The 17,729-nt window shown below is 23.0% G+C and carries 25 protein-coding genes and 2 pseudogenes; 18 read left to right on the forward strand and 9 right to left on the reverse strand.

From position 1 onward, the window contains the following. Positions 1–3: 3 nt before the first annotated feature. From AACL11_RS10010 to AACL11_RS10075, 14 genes are all read left to right on the forward strand, one after another. Positions 4–165: a hypothetical protein gene (locus AACL11_RS10010; protein ID WP_338987699.1), complete on the forward strand. Its 162-nt coding sequence runs from the start codon at positions 4–6 to the stop codon at positions 163–165. A 17-nt stretch (positions 166–182) separates the two neighbouring features. Next, complete coding sequence (locus AACL11_RS10015) at positions 183–389, forward strand: hypothetical protein (protein WP_338987700.1); 207 nt, start codon at positions 183–185, stop codon at positions 387–389. A 137-nt stretch (positions 390–526) separates the two neighbouring features. Further along, complete coding sequence (locus tag AACL11_RS10020; protein ID WP_338986622.1) at positions 527–1,540, forward strand: IS3 family transposase; 1,014 nt, start codon at positions 527–529, stop codon at positions 1,538–1,540. Between the two features lie 82 nt (positions 1,541–1,622). Beyond that, entirely contained in the window at positions 1,623–1,964 is a 342-nt protein-coding gene (locus AACL11_RS10025; protein WP_338987701.1) for a hypothetical protein, read from the forward strand. A 113-nt stretch (positions 1,965–2,077) separates the two neighbouring features. Continuing rightward, positions 2,078–2,437, forward strand: a complete 360-nt coding sequence (locus AACL11_RS10030) for a helix-turn-helix domain-containing protein (RefSeq protein WP_338973555.1) — start codon at positions 2,078–2,080, stop codon at positions 2,435–2,437. A gap of 28 nt (positions 2,438–2,465) precedes the next feature. Further along, on the forward strand, positions 2,466–2,966 hold the full coding sequence (locus AACL11_RS10035; RefSeq protein WP_338988468.1) for an IS630 family transposase: 501 nt from the start codon (positions 2,466–2,468) through the stop codon (positions 2,964–2,966). Positions 2,967–3,065: 99 nt separating this feature from the next. Then, a complete protein-coding gene (locus tag AACL11_RS10040; RefSeq protein WP_338987702.1) occupies positions 3,066–3,386 on the forward strand; it encodes a hypothetical protein in 321 nt (106 codons plus the stop codon). 15 nt (positions 3,387–3,401) lie between these two features. Then, on the forward strand, positions 3,402–3,560 hold the full coding sequence (locus AACL11_RS10045) for a hypothetical protein (RefSeq protein WP_338987704.1): 159 nt from the start codon (positions 3,402–3,404) through the stop codon (positions 3,558–3,560). Between the two features lie 40 nt (positions 3,561–3,600). Continuing rightward, complete coding sequence (locus AACL11_RS10050; protein ID WP_338987613.1) at positions 3,601–3,789, forward strand: hypothetical protein; 189 nt, start codon at positions 3,601–3,603, stop codon at positions 3,787–3,789. 1 nt (position 3,790) lies between these two features. Further along, entirely contained in the window at positions 3,791–3,976 is a 186-nt protein-coding gene (locus AACL11_RS10055) for a hypothetical protein (protein WP_338973874.1), read from the forward strand. A gap of 17 nt (positions 3,977–3,993) precedes the next feature. Next, a complete protein-coding gene (locus AACL11_RS10060; protein WP_338987705.1) occupies positions 3,994–4,371 on the forward strand; it encodes a hypothetical protein in 378 nt (125 codons plus the stop codon). An 18-nt stretch (positions 4,372–4,389) separates the two neighbouring features. Further along, positions 4,390–5,571 (forward strand): hypothetical protein, encoded by a 1,182-nt coding sequence (locus AACL11_RS10065; protein WP_338987706.1) that lies wholly within the window; start codon positions 4,390–4,392, stop codon positions 5,569–5,571. 15 nt (positions 5,572–5,586) lie between these two features. After that, positions 5,587–5,826: a hypothetical protein gene (locus tag AACL11_RS10070; protein WP_338987707.1), complete on the forward strand. Its 240-nt coding sequence runs from the start codon at positions 5,587–5,589 to the stop codon at positions 5,824–5,826. A gap of 266 nt (positions 5,827–6,092) precedes the next feature. Then, the gene (locus AACL11_RS10075) at positions 6,093–7,265 is read left to right on the forward strand and encodes a hypothetical protein (protein ID WP_338987708.1); all 1,173 of its coding nucleotides are present in this window, start codon (positions 6,093–6,095) and stop codon (positions 7,263–7,265) included. Here AACL11_RS10075 and AACL11_RS10080 read toward each other — a convergent pair. Beyond that, positions 7,251–7,532 (reverse strand): annotated as a pseudogene (locus AACL11_RS10080) (transposase); the annotation flags it as partial. The gene AACL11_RS10075 and the pseudogene AACL11_RS10080 overlap by 15 nt on opposite strands. 95 nt (positions 7,533–7,627) lie before the next feature. Here AACL11_RS10080 and AACL11_RS10085 point away from each other — a divergent pair. Beyond that, entirely contained in the window at positions 7,628–8,866 is a 1,239-nt protein-coding gene (locus AACL11_RS10085; RefSeq protein WP_338986680.1) for an IS256 family transposase, read from the forward strand. A 58-nt stretch (positions 8,867–8,924) separates the two neighbouring features. Here AACL11_RS10085 and AACL11_RS10090 read toward each other — a convergent pair. Continuing rightward, a pseudogene (locus AACL11_RS10090) lies at positions 8,925–9,423 on the reverse strand (IS5 family transposase); the annotation flags it as partial. Between the two features lie 134 nt (positions 9,424–9,557). On the opposite strand from AACL11_RS10090, the gene AACL11_RS10095 reads away from it, so the two are divergent. After that, on the forward strand, positions 9,558–10,889 hold the full coding sequence (locus AACL11_RS10095; RefSeq protein WP_338987709.1) for a hypothetical protein: 1,332 nt from the start codon (positions 9,558–9,560) through the stop codon (positions 10,887–10,889). Here the strand turns inward: AACL11_RS10095 and AACL11_RS10100 are convergent. Together AACL11_RS10100 and AACL11_RS10105 are read right to left on the reverse strand one after the other, a co-directional pair. Further along, a protein-coding gene (locus AACL11_RS10100) for an IS3 family transposase (protein ID WP_338988520.1) occupies positions 10,876–11,963 on the reverse strand; the annotation gives its coding sequence in 2 pieces (ribosomal slippage) (positions 10,876–11,753 and positions 11,753–11,963; 1,089 coding nt in all). The genes AACL11_RS10095 and AACL11_RS10100 overlap by 14 nt on opposite strands. Before the next feature lie 28 nt (positions 11,964–11,991). Then, positions 11,992–13,005, reverse strand: a complete 1,014-nt coding sequence (locus AACL11_RS10105; protein WP_338986622.1) for an IS3 family transposase — start codon at positions 13,003–13,005, stop codon at positions 11,992–11,994. 68 nt (positions 13,006–13,073) lie between these two features. On the opposite strand from AACL11_RS10105, the gene AACL11_RS10110 reads away from it, so the two are divergent. Further along, positions 13,074–13,904: a hypothetical protein gene (locus AACL11_RS10110; RefSeq protein WP_338987710.1), complete on the forward strand. Its 831-nt coding sequence runs from the start codon at positions 13,074–13,076 to the stop codon at positions 13,902–13,904. Here AACL11_RS10110 and AACL11_RS10115 read toward each other — a convergent pair. Both AACL11_RS10115 and AACL11_RS10120 read right to left on the reverse strand, forming a co-directional pair. Next, positions 13,897–14,469 (reverse strand): IS630 family transposase, encoded by a 573-nt coding sequence (locus AACL11_RS10115; protein WP_338988471.1) that lies wholly within the window; start codon positions 14,467–14,469, stop codon positions 13,897–13,899. The genes AACL11_RS10110 and AACL11_RS10115 overlap by 8 nt on opposite strands. Then, entirely contained in the window at positions 14,426–14,785 is a 360-nt protein-coding gene (locus AACL11_RS10120; RefSeq protein ID WP_338973555.1) for a helix-turn-helix domain-containing protein, read from the reverse strand. The genes AACL11_RS10115 and AACL11_RS10120 overlap by 44 nt, the downstream gene beginning before the upstream one ends. A 49-nt stretch (positions 14,786–14,834) precedes the next feature. Here AACL11_RS10120 and AACL11_RS10125 point away from each other — a divergent pair, with 49 nt between their 5' ends. Next, positions 14,835–15,920 (forward strand): hypothetical protein, encoded by a 1,086-nt coding sequence (locus tag AACL11_RS10125; RefSeq protein WP_338987711.1) that lies wholly within the window; start codon positions 14,835–14,837, stop codon positions 15,918–15,920. Positions 15,921–15,999: 79 nt separating this feature from the next. Here AACL11_RS10125 and AACL11_RS10130 read toward each other — a convergent pair whose 3' ends face one another. From AACL11_RS10130 to AACL11_RS10140, 3 genes are read right to left on the reverse strand one after another with little or no spacing between them, the layout of a single operon-like run. Then, on the reverse strand, positions 16,000–16,203 hold the full coding sequence (locus tag AACL11_RS10130) for a hypothetical protein (RefSeq protein WP_338987712.1): 204 nt from the start codon (positions 16,201–16,203) through the stop codon (positions 16,000–16,002). 13 nt (positions 16,204–16,216) lie between these two features. Beyond that, positions 16,217–16,594 carry a hypothetical protein gene (locus tag AACL11_RS10135; RefSeq protein WP_252320899.1) on the reverse strand — a complete coding sequence of 126 codons (378 nt, stop codon included), beginning with the start codon at positions 16,592–16,594 and terminating at the stop codon, positions 16,217–16,219. A gap of 17 nt (positions 16,595–16,611) precedes the next feature. Further along, positions 16,612–17,511: a hypothetical protein gene (locus tag AACL11_RS10140; protein WP_338987713.1), complete on the reverse strand. Its 900-nt coding sequence runs from the start codon at positions 17,509–17,511 to the stop codon at positions 16,612–16,614. Positions 17,512–17,729: the final 218 nt, after the last annotated feature.

A 17,729-nucleotide genomic window follows, 5' to 3' on the forward strand; every position in this document is an offset into this window, starting at 1 on the left:
AAAATGATATTATGAAAAATTTTATTAATAGTACCAATATTAATAACAAGTATAACACTAATAATAATTTTAATATTTATTATTAAAGAATTAAAAAATGAATATAAAGTATTGAAAATATTAAATGAAATTGCTAATCAAATTAAAAATAAGGAAATAAAATAATGAAATGTTTTCTTTGTATGGATGGAGAAATATATTCCCCAAAAACCTTATATAAAATAAAAAAACTGAAAAATTTAATTTATAAAGATAGAGATATTGATAGTGAAGATTTTAAAAAAAGATATGAATATCTTTTAAAAAAATTAGGTGACATTGATAAACAAATAATTTTAATAAATTTATTAATACATCAAGAAAAAAAATATAGAAAGGAAAGTAAATAATGAATAAAGAAAATATACCATGTTGTTTTAGTGAAGTTAATGAAGTTGGTAAACATAGCCACTTGCCACTTAGCCCTTTTTACTAGACCATTAATTTAAAAAATCTGAATGTATTCTAAAAACAATTGTGTTATATAATGAACACTAATTTTGACCTGAAAGGATTTTTATTAATGGATAAAATTAAACAAATAGCATTAATAATTAACAAATTAAATATCAAAGAAAAAATTAAAATTATCGATGATTGCAAAAATCAATATTCAATTAGAAACTTATGTCAATATCTTCAATTAAACAGATCAACATATTACTTTTTAAAAAATAAACAAAAACTTATTAAAAAAGAAAAAAATCATATTATTAATTGCAATCATAAATATCAAGAATTATGCCAACTTTTAATCGAATTTCATTCTACAAGAAAAGGTAGAATTTATGGATATTTAAGAATTTTTTCAGCTTTTAAAGAGTGATTAAAACAAGAGAAAAATATCATTTTAAATATAGAATTATCAACAAAACAAATGCGAAAAATTATGAAAAAACACAATATTCAAGGATTAAAACAAACTAAAAATAACTATCCTAAAAACAAAAAAAATCCAAATAAGTGAATACCTACAATGGATAAAGTAAACAAAGATTACAAAAGTACAACCGCTTCAAATCAAATTTGATCAATGGATACTAAACAAATAAACACCAAAGAAGGTTGACTATATCTTTTTGTAATTATTGATTTTTATTCAAATAATGTTGTTAGTTATAATACATTTTCAAATAAATCATATCAAGATTTAATTCTTCCTGCACTTGAAAAAATAAACAACCAATTTTCTTGAAATCAAATAAAAAACGTTATTTTACATTCAGATAACGCCAACGAATTTTATTGTCAAGAAATTACAAAATGAGCAAAAAACAAACAAATAATTTTAAGCAAAAAACAACCATATGATATTGGCGGTAATGTCATATCTGAAAATTGATTTTCACATTTATCTCAAGAATGATTGCCTAAAGACTCAAATCAATATTTAACAATCAATGAAGCTATTAATGATGTAAATCAATATGTTATGTTTTATAATTATGAAAGAATACATTCTAAATTTTTAAAACCACCAATATTACAAATAAAAATTTAGAAATATCTATCAAAATATGGTCCAGTAATTAGGGCTAACCACCACTAAATTAATTAGAACTGGTATAAGTCCAATTTGTGCAATGATTGGTACAAGTGCTTATTATGGTCAAGTAATTTCAAATCCAGTATTAGGTTCAATTAATAGTTTATTATTTGGTAAAAAATTAGGTTTAGATATTTGAAATTTAAATCAAATGCCAAGTGCAAAAACTAAATTAATTAATAGTAGTAAAAAAATATTACTAGGTTTAGGAACAATTGGTTTAGCAAATTATAGTAAATGAACAGAAAATAATATTACTCCAATTATTCCAACAACACCAACTCCAATAACTACTACAACTACAACTGAGGGTCCACCATGATTATTATTAGATAAACAAGATAATCAGTCATTAATGGATTGAGATACATATAGCTAACGAAAGTAATGTTTACTCATAAATAATGTAAAATAATAATATGTAATTTAAACAATTCTTGCACTTACAAGTATAATTCAGCAATAATTAAAATAGATTAGGAAGATTAAATTATGCCAAAACCATACAGTGAGGACTTACGAAGAAAAGTAATAGAAGTTTATGAAAGTAAAAACATGAAAATTAAAGAAATTTGTAAAGTGTTCAATATCACTAGAAAGACTTTATTTTTATGAAGAAAAAGAAAGCAAAAAACCGGAAATATAAAACCAATTTTGAATTATCAAAAAGGACATAGCCACAAAATAAAGGATTTAGATGAATTAAAAAATTATTTAGCAGAAAATAAAGATGTTACAGTTCAAAAAGTAATTGAAAAATTTGGTGATATGACAAAAGAAACAGTTTATAACTATTTCAAAAAACTAAATTATACATATAAAAAAAACTTTTCTATATGAACAAAGAGATAAAAATAAACAAGAAGATTTTTTAAAAGAAATAGCGAAAATAATGAATGAAGATTTGGTATATATTGATGAATCTGGAATTGATGATAATGAATTTTATAAATATGGTTGGTCTGAAAAAGGTAAAAGATTATTTGATAATAAACCTGCATATAAAATAAAGAGAATGAGTATAATTGGTGCACTAAATAAAGGTAAATTAAAAGCTCTATGAGCATTTGAAGGACATTGCAATAGTAAAATTTTTGAATCATATGTTAAAAATATACTAATTCCAGTATTAAAGTGTGGACAAATTATAGTTTTAGATAATGCGACGTTTCATAAATCTAAAGCAACAAAACAATTAATTGAAAATGCTGGATGCAAACTATTATTTCTTCCACCATATTCTCCTAATTTAAATCCAATTGAACATTTTTGATTTGCTATAAAACATAATATAAGAAAAATATTACCAAATTATTGACCAAATATTAAAAACGCGATTGATTTTGTTTTTCAAGATATGAGTAAACATTACTTTAGTTAGCTATATATTAGTTTAAATGCTTATGGTATTTCAAATCTTATTAGTGGATTAACTGAGTTAATACCTAATAAATTTGAAACAATAAGAAAAATTTGTAATATGGCAACTGGTGGATGTTTAATATCAAGTGGTGTAGCAATGGGTATAAATAATGATTTTAATAATGCTTATGCAGTACCTACCATAATTGCTGGTGCAAGTGAAATTATACATAATTTACTACCTATGGAAACTACACATCATAATGAAGAAATGCAAGAAACATCATTTAATGATGAAACTGCAAGATTAATTAATGACAATAGATTTAGTATTAATAGTGAAACAACTAGTCAATATGGTAGTGATAATATGAGGGAAGTACCATTAAATAATGATAATGCTTCATTAAATTGAGATTACAATCACATGAGTTTATAAGGGAGGTGAAAAGCAATGAATAAAGAAAAAATAATTGAATATTATAATCAAGAAATAAAAACATATAAAGAAAGAATGGAACAATTAAATAAAGAAATATCTTTATTAGTAAGTATTATAAGTAATTCACAATCAATGATTGAAAGAATTAATGGTGGTCAATTTGATGAATAATTAAAAATTAAAAATAAATAGTTGAAAGGAAAATATTCAAATGAAAGAATTTTTACATGAATTAATAATTATTGGAACAAGTGTTGGAACATTAATTTGCAGAGAAATTATTGTTTTATTAAAAAGATTTATCACAACTCCAAAACATGTTAGAGCAAATAACAAAATTATCAAACATCAAAAAAAATTAGAAAAATTAAACGAAAAAATTAATAAAGGAGAAAAATAATATGACAAAAATTGAATTTAATGAAAAATATAGAAAACAAGATATCAGTATTGATAGAGATTTTGATTTACATATTGATAATTGTTTTAAATTTTCTGATATTGATATATTAGAAAATGCAATTAATGATTATAAAAAATTAATAAGTGAAATTCCACAATTAGTTAAAGATTGATTATTGGGATAAGATTAGGAGAATGTTAAATGTTAGAAAATGAAAATAATGTTCAACAAACAACTGAACCTTTAACTGAAAACAATGCTTCTTCACAAGAAATAGAAAATAAAATTAATGAAGCAGAAAATAAGTTAAATAAACTTAATCAAGAAATTAAAGAAAAAGAAATTATTAATATATTTAAAAAATATCAAGTTAAAAATGAATTTTATGATTTTTTAAAATTTAAAACTAATAATTTAGAAAATTCAAAAATTGAAGAAACTATTAAAAAAATGATTAAAGAACAACCAGTATTTAAAGAAACAATTAATACAGGTGGCAAACCACAGACAATAATAACAAATCAACCAAATTCAATAAAAAGCACTTTATTAGATTATAAAAAGAAAAATAATTTATAACAGAAAGGAAAATAAAAAATGGCAGTACCATTCAATAAAAATTTAGATAATACCGAAAAATTAGTAGAAGCACCAGAATTTATAGAATTTTATAAACAATCAAATTCACCATGAGCAAGTTTTTTTCCCATTGAAATGGTTAATTCTACAAAAATTGAATTTATAGTTAAAAAACCAAAAAATCCAGAAATGAAAATACTAAAATGAAATGATAAAAGCAAAGGATTAGATGTTAGTTATGCTGAAACTATTAAAATTTTAAAAGAAATTAAAGAAGAAGCAGTTGCAGGTGAAATAATTGCTAATGTTGATTTAAATGCTGAAAATGGACAAAATTTATTAAATACAATGCAATATGAAGTTGCTAATGATTTAGCAGATTATTTAGCAAATAATGATACAAATGTAATTGCAAAATATGCAACTAAAGTAGATATTACTGATAAGTCACCAGTAGGATATTTAAAATCAATGTTAGATGCTTGAAATACTTTATTTCAATTAAGAAATAGTAATAATTGTCGTTTTTTTATTACTAATAATCTTTATGATAATATTGTTTATTTAGCTAATAATAAAGGTTTAATTACTGATAATCAGATTGCACAACAATTAAGATTAAATGGAAATGACTTATATATTAAAGGTGTGCTGTGTCAAATTGTAATGGATGATTATATGACTTTTACTGATAATAATGAAACTAAAATTATGTCTTTTGTTTTAGCTACACCAAGAGCAATGAAAAGATATATGTTACAAAATACAGTTGTATATGTTCAAGATATTGCTGATGGTAAAGTTGGAAGAAGATATTTAGTTGGAGGAGAAGTAACTGGTGAAGCAATACCCTATATAACAGATGAAGAAACAACTTCACGCTGAATGTTATGTGGAATTATTAATAGTAATAAAACTGATTTAAAAACTAAAATTACAAGTTTAACAACTGATATTACTGCAAATGTTAATAACAATAATAGTGAATTAAATACACAAATAAAAAGTACTAATGAACTTAAATCATTAAATCCTAATTTAACAAATCCAACTATTAAATATTTTAGTGATGCACAAGGAAAAACTAATGTAAGTAATCAAAAACAAAAAGCAAGTGACTTATATATAACTATTACTGCAAATGTTAATGACTTAAATTATAAAGGAACAACAAATCCAATTAAAATAACTCTTAAATAAAGGAAAATAAATGCCATGCCAATCGGTACAACTAGTACAGCAATACTTTTGAACATAAATAAATCCAAACATACTAGAATAAGTAAACAGCAAGAAAATAAAAGTTTTTGATGAGAAATTTTAGAAATGATTGGTGTACAGGTCATAGCAGTAGCACTTGCCCCTTTTACTGGTGGATTAAGTGAAAGTATAGCACTTGGATTAGGTGCAAGTGATTTAGTTGCTAGTATTAGTGCTGTTGGTGTAGAATTTTAACTGATTTTACTATTAATCAAGTTTATGATTATTTAAAAGGAAATGTAACAAAATTAAATACTTTCTTTAACATACTTCCTGCATTTGCTGGACTTAATAAAATTAGTCGTGGTTATCGCACTACTAAATTTATTAAGTTAGCACAAAAAACTAAAACATTAGAACAAGTTGGTATTAAAGAAGCAAAAAACTTACAAGAAATTATTAGTCAAGTAAGTGAAAAAGAAATTTTAACAGATAAAATTATTGGTAATAAACGTTATTTAATGAATTATAGTTTTACTCCTAATCGTGAAACAGTATTACGAGATTTAGGTTATGTTGCTGAAAGACAATATAAGAATAATTTTCAAAAATTAGAAACAGAAAAATTAATGGAACACTTATTATTACAAAATACATTAATAAAATTAAGTCCACAATTAATTCCTAAATTTAAAATTAAAGATATCGAAAAAGCAAATAACTTTTTAAAAAAATTTAATACTGATTTAAAAAAAGTACTATCTATGAATCAGCATGATTGATTAAATTTAGTTCATACAATACATACAGAAAATAGATATGGAAAAACTTTAATTTTAGATTTACAAAAAATTCGTGCTAATGCTATTAAATTTGATTTTAAAAATAATGTTATTCATCAACTTGTTTTAAAAGCAAATCAAACTTTTAAATATTTTGATATTAGATTTTACTTAAAAAAAGGTTTTAATAAATTTTGAAAAGAAACACCATATTTTGAAAAATTACGAGAAAGTATATATAAATTACAAGAAAAATTTGAAAAATTAGAAAAACAAGCATTTGAAAAAATTAATAAATTAAAAGAAAAAGCAACTGACTTATTTACTAGTGCAGAAAAACGAGCAATTAAACACGCACAATTAATTCCATTAAATTCACCAGTATTTATAGGTTGTAAAGTTCAACCTTTGTCATTAGATAAATGTGCAATTACTATTTATCATCGCAATCCTAAATATAAACCAATTACAGTTGTTGATAGTATTCTTAAAGCAAAAACTTTTGTTACTCAAATACATCCATTTCATTGATATCGTTGATATAGTGGTTGATACATTGGTTATGGTGTTAATCGTAATAAATGATTAAAAGCAATAGCATTTGCTCCACCAGTTGTTCAACAAATAATTAAAGATAGTTTTAAAGTATATAGAGAAATATTTAGAACTATTAGAACTTATCATAAAGTAGTAAATGTTATTAATAATCCTATTGAAAATATTAACAAATCATTTAAAAATATTGGTTTAAAATTTTCAGTAAATACTTTATTTGGTACAGGATTATTACATCATTTAGAAAAATTTGCATATAGTCAAGTTATAGCAAAAAGTAAGAAAAAATTAAAAAAAGGTAAAAATAAAATACAAAAAGAAATTGAGCATATAAGAACCTGTTTAGAATCTTTTTAATAAAATTGAAATAAAGGAAAGAACAACCATTTGTAAACTAGTATTTAGTTTTCTTTCACAATTTTTTCATAATCTTCTGCATTTTTCTAATCATGCAAAGCTTCGTTCTACAACTCATCTTTTTGGCAATACTACAAAAGAATGTAATTCATTACGTTTTACAACTTCAACATTTGCATTTATGATTGTTTTGATTGCAGAAGCAAATTTTTCACCAGTATAGCCAGCATCTACTATTATTTTTTGAACTGTAGAAAGATTTTCTTTTGGTAATGTTTAGTAATCTGTGTAACTTACAAAAATAACTATGTTTAATTAGTTCTAGTAAATATAATTAATTTTCTAGAAAGAGTGAGTTACAGATGGCTAAAAAGCAAAATATTAATAACAATGATCCAATATCACAAGCAGTAGATTTATTATTAGAAAATACTGAAGATTTAACAACAGTTTTTAAAGAGGGAGGATTATATAAAGAATTAACAAAAAGATTAGTAGAAAAAATGTTGAATTCTGAGATGCAAAATTATTTAGGATATGATAAGAATCAACATAGTAATAGTGACAATGCTCGTAATGGTATAAGTTCAAAAAAATTAATAACCCAACAAGGTAAAATTGAAATTGATGTACCAAGAGATCGTAATAGTAATTTTAATCCTGTAATAGTTGCAAAAAGACAAAGAAGATTTGATGGTTTTGATCAACAAGTTCTTTCTTTATATGCAAAAGGTATGACATTATCAGATATTAGAATGCAATTACAAGAGTTATATCATGGTGCTGATATTAGTGAAAGTGTTATTAGTCAAATTACTGATGATGTTATTGATGACGTCAAAGCATGGCAAAATCGACCATTAGATAGTGTTTATCCGATTGTTTATTTTGATTGTATAGTAGTTAAAGTACGACAAGATAAACGGATTATTAATAAATCAGTTTATATAGCTTTAGGAGTTGATTTAGAAGGTAAAAAAGATGTTTTAGGTTTATGAATTAGTGAAAATGAAGGTTCTAAATTTTGATTAGCCAATTTCACAGAAATGAAAAATCGTGGCTTAAATGATATTCTGATTGCTTGTAGTGATAATTTAACAGGCATGTCAGAAGCAATACAATCAGTTTATCCTAAAACCGAACATCAATTATGCATCGTTCATCAAATTAGAAATAGTTTGAAATATGTCTCATATAAGCATAGAAAATCTCTAGTTGCAGATTTAAAACCAATTTATACTGCATGTAGTGAAGAACAAGCAATGCAAGCTTTAGAATCATTTGAAAATAAATGAACTAAACAATATCCACAAATTGCTAAATCTTGATATAAAAATTGAGATAATTTAATGGTTTTTATTAGTTATCCTGCAGAAATAAAAAGGGTAATTTATACCACAAATGCTATTGAATCTGTTAATAGTCAATTACGAAAAGTCATCAGAAATAAAAAAGTTTTTCCTAACGATATGTCAGTTTTTAAAATATTTTATTTAGCAATTGACAATATAACAAAAAAATGAACAATGCCCATTCAAAATTGAAATACAGCAATTGCTCATTTTATGATAAAATTTGAAGACAGAATTAATCTGAATTAGTAACTTTGTAAAACAAAGAAACACAGATTATTAAAAAGCCTCTTTCTTTTTCACTTTTAATCATTATGATAGCACTATTACGATCTGTTTTTTCTGCTGTAGTTATGTAAATTGCATGTGGTAAACCTTGCGTATCAACTGCAATATGACGTTTTATTCCTGAAATCTTTTTACCAGCATCATAACCTTTATTTTCAGTAGTATCTGTATTTTTAACACTTTGCGAATCAATTATACAAAAACTAGTTTTTTCTTTTCGATGATTCTTAATACGAATCTTTTTAACTAATTTTTTTTAAAATTAATTGCAATACACTAGGTTCTTTATCATTGTTTTTACTTCAAATTTGGAAATAATAATATACAGTTTGTCATTTTGGAAAATTTTTTGGTAACATTCTTCATTGACAACCACTTTTTAATACATATAAAACTGCACAAAACACTTCATATAAATCTAAATTTCTTGGTTTTGTTTTCTTTTTGCTGTTTTCTAAAGTTGATTTTATGTTCTCAAATTGTTCTTTAGTAACATGACTTGGATAATTTTTATGCATATATACCTCTTATTTTAAAATATATAGTAATTTTACATTATTTTCTAAAAGATTCTAAACAGGTTCTAACACATAAAAAAACAAAAAAACATACTCATCATTATAAACAAGCATTTTTTAAGGAATGATAAATTATGATTAATAAACTTTGAACTGGTGTCAGTCTAGAAAATTATAATAACTGATATCCATTAACTGGAAAAATTACAGAAACCCCACCACAATATATCAATACATGACCAAATGTTAATGATTGATTTAAAACTTTTGCTATTCGCGCGCAAAATGATATTAATGCTTATCTTGATTTTATTTTATCTAAATTTCCTTTTGATAGTTTTAAAGATGAATTAATTAAAGAAACATTAAAAGATATGGTTTATGTAATGGTTGAACATTGAGTTTTTAATCGTACACCAATTGAATTTAATGTTGATGCTACTATTCAATTTAATAATGGTACTCAATTTAGTGCAAATAGTACTCCTACAATTAATGTTTGAGATTTAGCACCTAGTAGAATGAAAATATGAGCAAGATTAACAGAATTAAAACAAATATTTTCAAGTTATAATGATGATGAAATAGATGTTGAAAAAATTGACTTAAAAGCATTTTATACTAGAAATCAAGTTGATGAATTAATTGAACAACAAAAAGAATTTACATTATCAAAACAAATTAAATTATATGATGATTTAGTTGATGATAATGAAAATGAAATATATAGAGGTCCTGTTAGTAAATTTATTAATAAAGGTTATGTTGCAACAGATTACGATAAAGAAACTGAAACAATGATTTTAGATTGACCTGATGAAATTGGTACATTACCACCAGAAGCATTACAAAATAATCCGCAAATTGGTGATTTTACTCATGCACCAACTTGTGATTTTTCTGCTAAACAACAAAAACGAATTACTACTAATGAAAATGAAATTACCAAATTAAATAGTGAATTAATTAAAGCAAACGAAAATATTAATGATGTTAAAAATAATTGATTTAATATTGAAACTAGTCCTTTATGAAAGAAAGTTGAAAATAATAATATAGAAATATTTAAATGATATTTTATTAAAATCAGTTATCAATATTCAACAGAAAATAACTTTATGAAATTTTATAAAATAATTAAAATTTATTTAAATAATGTTTTTAATGAATTTGAATTGCTAAATGTTGATTCCATGACGTATAGTGAACAAATCCAAAATAAAAGAATTTTAAATACCGGAACGATTTACTATAACAATAAAAAGAAAGAATTTAGTGGTGGCGGTAATTCTTATCCTGAACGTGGAAAAATTAATTTAATTGGTGATATAGAAGAAATATATCAATATATAGGAAAAGATACACCAACTGAATTTATAGAAGAAGAAGATACTGAACGTGATTATTATACAAAACAAGAAACTAATATTGGAATGGCAACACTTTTTAGGACTATTTTTTGGTAGACATTTGTTGTTGATATTTAACTGGAGTTAAGTAGTTTAAAGTGCTGTGAATTCTTATATTGTTATATCAATTGATGTAATCAAATAATTCTAATTTTAATTGGATTAATGATGTAAAATTTTTATCATTAATAAATTCGGTTTTAAAAGTTTTAAAAGTTGCTTCAGCAACAGCATTATCATAAGGACAACCTTTTTTACTTAAAGAACGGTTAATGTTGAATGCTAGTAAAAGTTTATCAATAATTTTATTGTTAAATTCATTACCGCGATCACTATGAAATATTTGAATATCTTTTAAACAGCGATTTGATTGCATAAATGCTTGATGTACTAATGATGCATCTTTTTTAACTCCAACACTATGTCCGATAATTTCGCGGTTAAATAGGTCTATTAATAGGCAAATATAGTTTCACCTACCATTAACTTGTACATAAGTTAAATCACTAACAATAACTTCATTTTTAATCCTATTCTTAAATTTTCTATTAACAAGATTAGTTATTTGACTATCGTTAATTTTGTTATTATGATTTTTGAATGATAATTTAGTATATTTTGATATTAAATTATGTTCATTCATAATTTTTTTAATTTTTCTGCGCGATAAATAAATTTCTTGGTTTTCTAGAATTTTTTTTAATCTTCTAGTACCATAAACTTCTTTATTTTCTTTAAAAGCACTAATAACAGCTTCATCATAAATATTATTTTTGATTTTATTTTCTTTTTTCTTTAAATTAAAATAATATGTTGATTTAGATATTTTTAAAAAACGACACATTGTGCGAATTTTATATTTAGCTTTATTTTTGACAATAATTTCTATTTTCTGCCTATTATTAGTGCTGCTTGCTTTAAAATATCATTTTCCATTCGTAATTGCTTTAATTCTTTTCTTAATTTAATTAATTCATTTTCTTCAAAAGAACGATTATCTTTAGTTTTAAAACTTCCTGAATTACTAAATTGCTTAATTCAATTGTAAGTAGCTGCTCTTGTAACATTATATTCTTTAGCAAGGCAAGATACTGATTTGCCACTTTGATATAAAGCGGTGGTTAGCCCTAATTACTGGACCATATTTTGATAGATATTTCTAAATTTTTATTTGTAATATTGGTGGTTTTAAAAATTTAGAATGTATTCTTTCATAATTATAAAACATAACATATTGATTTACATCATTAATAGCTTCATTGATTGTTAAATATTGATTTGAGTCTTTAGGCAATCATTCTTGAGATAAATGTGAAAATCAATTTTCAGATATGACATTACCGCCAATATCATATGGTTGTTTTTTGCTTAAAATTATTTGTTTGTTTTTTGCTCATTTTGTAATTTCTTGACAATAAAATTCGTTGGCGTTATCTGAATGTAAAATAACGTTTTTTATTTGATTTCAAGAAAATTGGTTGTTTATTTTTTCAAGTGCAGGAAGAATTAAATCTTGATATGATTTATTTGAAAATGTATTATAACTAACAACATTATTTGAATAAAAATCAATAATTACAAAAAGATATAGTCAACCTTCTTTGGTGTTTATTTGTTTAGTATCCATTGATCAAATTTGATTTGAAGCGGTTGTACTTTTGTAATCTTTGTTTACTTTATCCATTGTAGGTATTCACTTATTTGGATTTTTTTTGTTTTTAGGATAGTTATTTTTAGTTTGTTTTAATCCTTGAATATTGTGTTTTTTCATAATTTTTCGCATTTGTTTTGTTGATAATTCTATATTTAAAATGATATTTTTCTCTTGTTTTAATCACTCTTTAAAAGCTGAAAAAATTCTTAAATATCCATAAATTCTACCTTTTCTTGTAGAATGAAATTCGATTAAAAGTTGGCATAATTCTTGATATTTATGATTGCAATTAATAATATGATTTTTTTCTTTTTTAATAAGTTTTTGTTTATTTTTTAAAAAGTAATATGTTGATCTGTTTAATTGAAGATATTGACATAAGTTTCTAATTGAATATTGATTTTTGCAATCATCGATAATTTTAATTTTTTCTTTGATATTTAATTTGTTAATTATTAATGCTATTTGTTTAATTTTATCCATTAATAAAAATCCTTTCAGGTCAAAATTAGTGTTCATTATATAACACAATTGTTTTTAGAATACATTCAGATTTTTTAAATTAATGGTCTAGTAAAAAGGGCTAAGTGGCCCATCCAAATACTTTAAAATTTTCAGCAAATACTATTAAAATTGGTTTTATTGATATTAATAAAGTATTAAAAACTATTGCAGTTGAAACATCTGATTTTACTATGCAATTAAATCAAAGAGCAAGTACAAATATTAATGATAATACAATTGAATATAGTATGACTGATATTAAAAATTTAATATTTCAAGAAATAAATTTATTAAATCAATTTAAGTTATATGCTGTATCTATTAATGAACCATTAACTGAAAATAATATTGATAATTTATATATCATTAATAATTATTCACAACCTTATCAAAATCCAAAAACTAGAAGTACTAAAAGTATAACTATTATTAAAATTAAAGATTTTAAAACAAGAGATGGTTATCCAATCATTATTAAATTACAAAAACCATTAGATAAAGATACCAAAGTAATTGGTTTAAAAATTAAATCCCCTAGAAGCATGATTTTTGGCAATATAAAGGTACTTGGTGAAGTTGACAATATGGAAGTATACCCAAAGTTATTTGTCAAAGATAAGATAGCATTTCCCTTGTTATCAATGCCTATTGAAACTCAACCAAAAGTTAGAATATTACAACAATGATTTAGTGAACAAATTTTACCTTGAAATTTAGCAAAACAATTTATTGGACAAGAAAAATCAGTTTTAGATTTAATTGCTATTGGTGGTGGCACTGAAACAAGAAAAGAAATTATTAATAATGCAAAAATAACATATGCCAAAATTGGTAAATATGATGGACCAGCACCAATACCTAAAAAATTAACTGATTTTGAAATGAAAAAGAATGAACAATATATAGCTAACTAAAGTAATGTTTACTCATATCTTGAAAAACAAAATCAATCGCGTTTTTAATATTTGGTCAATAATTTGGTAATATTTTTCTTATATTATGTTTTATAGCAAATCAAAAATGTTCAATTGGATTTAAATTAGGAGAATATGGTGGAAGAAATAATAGTTTGCATCCAGCATTTTCAATTAATTGTTTTGTTGCTTTAGATTTATGAAACGTCGCATTATCTAAAACTATAATTTGTCCACACTTTAATACTGGAATTAGTATATTTTTAACATATGATTCAAAAATTTTACTATTGCAATGTCCTTCAAATGCTCATAGAGCTTTTAATTTACCTTTATTTAGTGCACCAATTATACTCATTCTCTTTATTTTATATGCAGGTTTATTATCAAATAATCTTTTACCTTTTTCAGACCAACCATATTTATAAAATTCATTATCATCAATTCCAGATTCATCAATATATACCAAATCTTCATTCATTATTTTCGCTATTTCTTTTAAAAAATCTTCTTGTTTATTTTTATCTCTTTGTTCATATAGAAAAGTTTTTTTTATATGTATAATTTAGTTTTTTGAAATAGTTATAAACTGTTTCTTTTGTCATATCACCAAATTTTTCAATTACTTTTTGAACTGTAACATCTTTATTTTCTGCTAAATAATTTTTTAATTCATCTAAATCCTTTATTTTGTGGCTATGTCCTTTTTGATAATTCAAAATTGGTTTTATATTTCCGGTTTTTTGCTTTCTTTTTCTTCATAAAAATAAAGTCTTTCTAGTGATATTGAACACTTTACAAATTTCTTTAATTTTCATGTTTTTACTTTCATAAACTTCTATTACTTTTCTTCGTAAGTCCTCACTGTATGGTTTTGGCATAATTTAATCTTCCTAATCTATTTTAATTATTGCTGAATTATACTTGTAAGTGCAAGAATTGTTTAAATTACATATTATTATTTTACATTATTTATGAGTAAACATTACTTTCGTTAGCTATATATTATATAGTCATAGACAACCAACCCCACCATATCCTAGTAAATATATTGCTATTGAATTATCACAGAATTTTAATGATATTGAAATTGAAATAAATGATAAATCACCAATTGACAGTCTACAACAACTATTATTAGACATGTTAAGTTATACATATAACTATAATAGAAATTTTGAAGGTGATACATATAATGATAATGGTAAACCAAAAAATGAAATTGCAAAATTAAGAGCAAAATTTGAAGGACAAAAACCAGAAGATGTTATTACCAATTTATTTAAACAGTGAAAATTAGATTATCCTAATTATATTAATTTAAAACAAGTAAAAATATTTAAACAAATATTTATAATGTTATCAGAATATATTTATTCAATATTATCAATTAATAAAGGTTTAAATGATGATTATAAATTATTATTACCTTATTATTTTGAATTAAAATCAAGTCCAATACATCCTACTAAGGATGATATTTGAAAATTTAAAGATGCAAAAGTCATATTAAAATCAAAATATTTTGATTTTACTAATTTAAATAATATTAAATTAAAAAATAATGATATTAGTCAAAACGAATTATTTAAGTTAGATGATAATCAATTCAATTGATTATCAATTACCAATGAATTAGAAACTAATAATATACCTTCGTTAATCCCAGCAGATTGAACATTGGCAAATGGTGAATATGGAAAATATTTTACAAAAGCAATCATTAGTAATAATAAAATTGAAAATGCTTTAAATTTATATGGTTCAAATAAATCTCAATTATTTTCTAAATTAGAATTTTATAAAGAAATTTTACAAATTGATAATAACAGTGAATTTGAATTACAAATTGAAAACCCGATTAATAACTTAAATCGGGTAGAAATTAGTGGTATATTTGGTGCTGGTAATTATCATTTAATTTTAATAACTGATAAACAAGAAATAAATCTAACTAATATTAGTTTATTCGATAAATATAACGAAAATATTTCTTATATTAATTTAGAAATTTAATTATCAAAATATCCATTAGGATAAACACCATCTCATTTTATATCATAACTTTCATCTGGTTTAATTCCAAAATATAACTCTATTTTGTGTTCATCATTTGTTTTGTGAGACCATATAGTTGTTCCAGCCCCCCCCAGTAAACATTATACTGATGTCCTAAATAATATTGTAAATCATTTGTTTTATGATGTGATATTGAACCAATTATTAAACCAGTTGTTGCTAAAAATAATGCTAATATTGATGTTATTTTATAAAAATTTGCTTTTATTCATGTTTTCATTTTATTTTCCTTCCTATAAAAATATTTCTGTTTTTATTTTTCGTTCTTTTGTAGTCTTAATTGATTTAGATTTTTCCATTTTATTATCAATACTATTTATGACTTTTTTTAAAAAAGCTGGTTCTTTTTTAGTATTTAATATTAATAATATTTTATTACTTTGAGATATTTTTTCATTAAAATAATCTATCATAGATTCGTTATATTTTATTTTAGAATTTATTTTTTTATTTCAATCAGTAAAACCAAAAGTTATACCTTTTAAAGGTATATTATTAAATTTTTCTATTTTTTTCTTTTCTAAAAAAGATATTTCTGTGTAAGTATTTTCTATACTTTTCTTAAAATCTTTAATAGATTGTTCTATTTTCTGTTTTTCAAATTGATTCATATTTAATTACTCCTTTTTTATAAATGAAGTGCAGTTGAATTTATTTCATAAATTTTTGGAACTGAATAATATTCATCACCTAATTTATTTATTTCTTCAGATTCTTGAAAAATATTTTTATTTTTATGGTAAAATTTATTAGCTTGTAATTTCAAATCTTCATGTAAATTTGATGAATTTGAAATTAACATTTCATCCCTTAATCTTTGCAGTTGATCAAATATACTATTGTTTAAATCTTCTTCAAGTTCCAAAAATTCTTTTCAATTTTCTCTAGGTAAAAAGTCAATTATTGATTCTGGGTTTTCTTGGTCAATTTCATTAAGATGAATTCCAGTTAAAAACTTATCAGATAATATTTCATTTTTAAAATTAAATAGTTGTTTTGCTTTTTCTTTTATTGCTTTTTCTCTAGAAGTTCATTTAGCAAAAATTACTAAACATAAAGAATCATTAGATTTTCAAATTTTTTTATAACTTATAAATTTTGCAATGATGTCTTTTTCTGCTTCTGTTCCATCACCACTACCTTTGTATGTTTTTGTTAAATCCAAATTCAACATTGTTAAATCTATAGAAAAAAAATATCATAATTTTGTACTTGATTTATTTGCATAATGTTTACCTAAATAATAAATTTTTGATTTATCATTTTTAACATCAATTCCAGTTTCTTCTAACATTTCATTAATTACTGTTTGATAAGGGTCAAAATTTTCAAGACCTCCAGTGATAGTACCATATTTACTAATTTCTTTATCTTTAAATAATGGATTATTTTCTATAACTAGTAAATAATAATATTCATTGTTTTTAATAACATAAGGTAATATCGCAACTCCTTGGTTATTGCATCAAGGCTCTTCAACACCATGCATATAATCAGCTTTAACTAATTTTAAAAATTCTGGATTCATTAAATTACTCCTTTTTTTTAATTTTACTTTTAAATTGTACTATTTTTCATTATTTTTACAAGTATGCTTTTAAATGCAAAATAACGCCTAAATAAAAGACGTTTATTTTGTGATACCTATACTATTAATTATATTTTACTTGTTTATTATATTTTAAATATGAAAGTAGTTTTTTAAATAATTTTAATTTAATTTTAAATTACACTTATAGCTAACGA

Origin of the sequence: Spiroplasma endosymbiont of Dasysyrphus albostriatus (assembly GCF_964019495.1) — a bacterium.
In the GTDB taxonomy this organism is placed as follows: domain Bacteria; phylum Bacillota_I; class Bacilli_A; order Mycoplasmatales; family VBWQ01; genus Spiroplasma_E.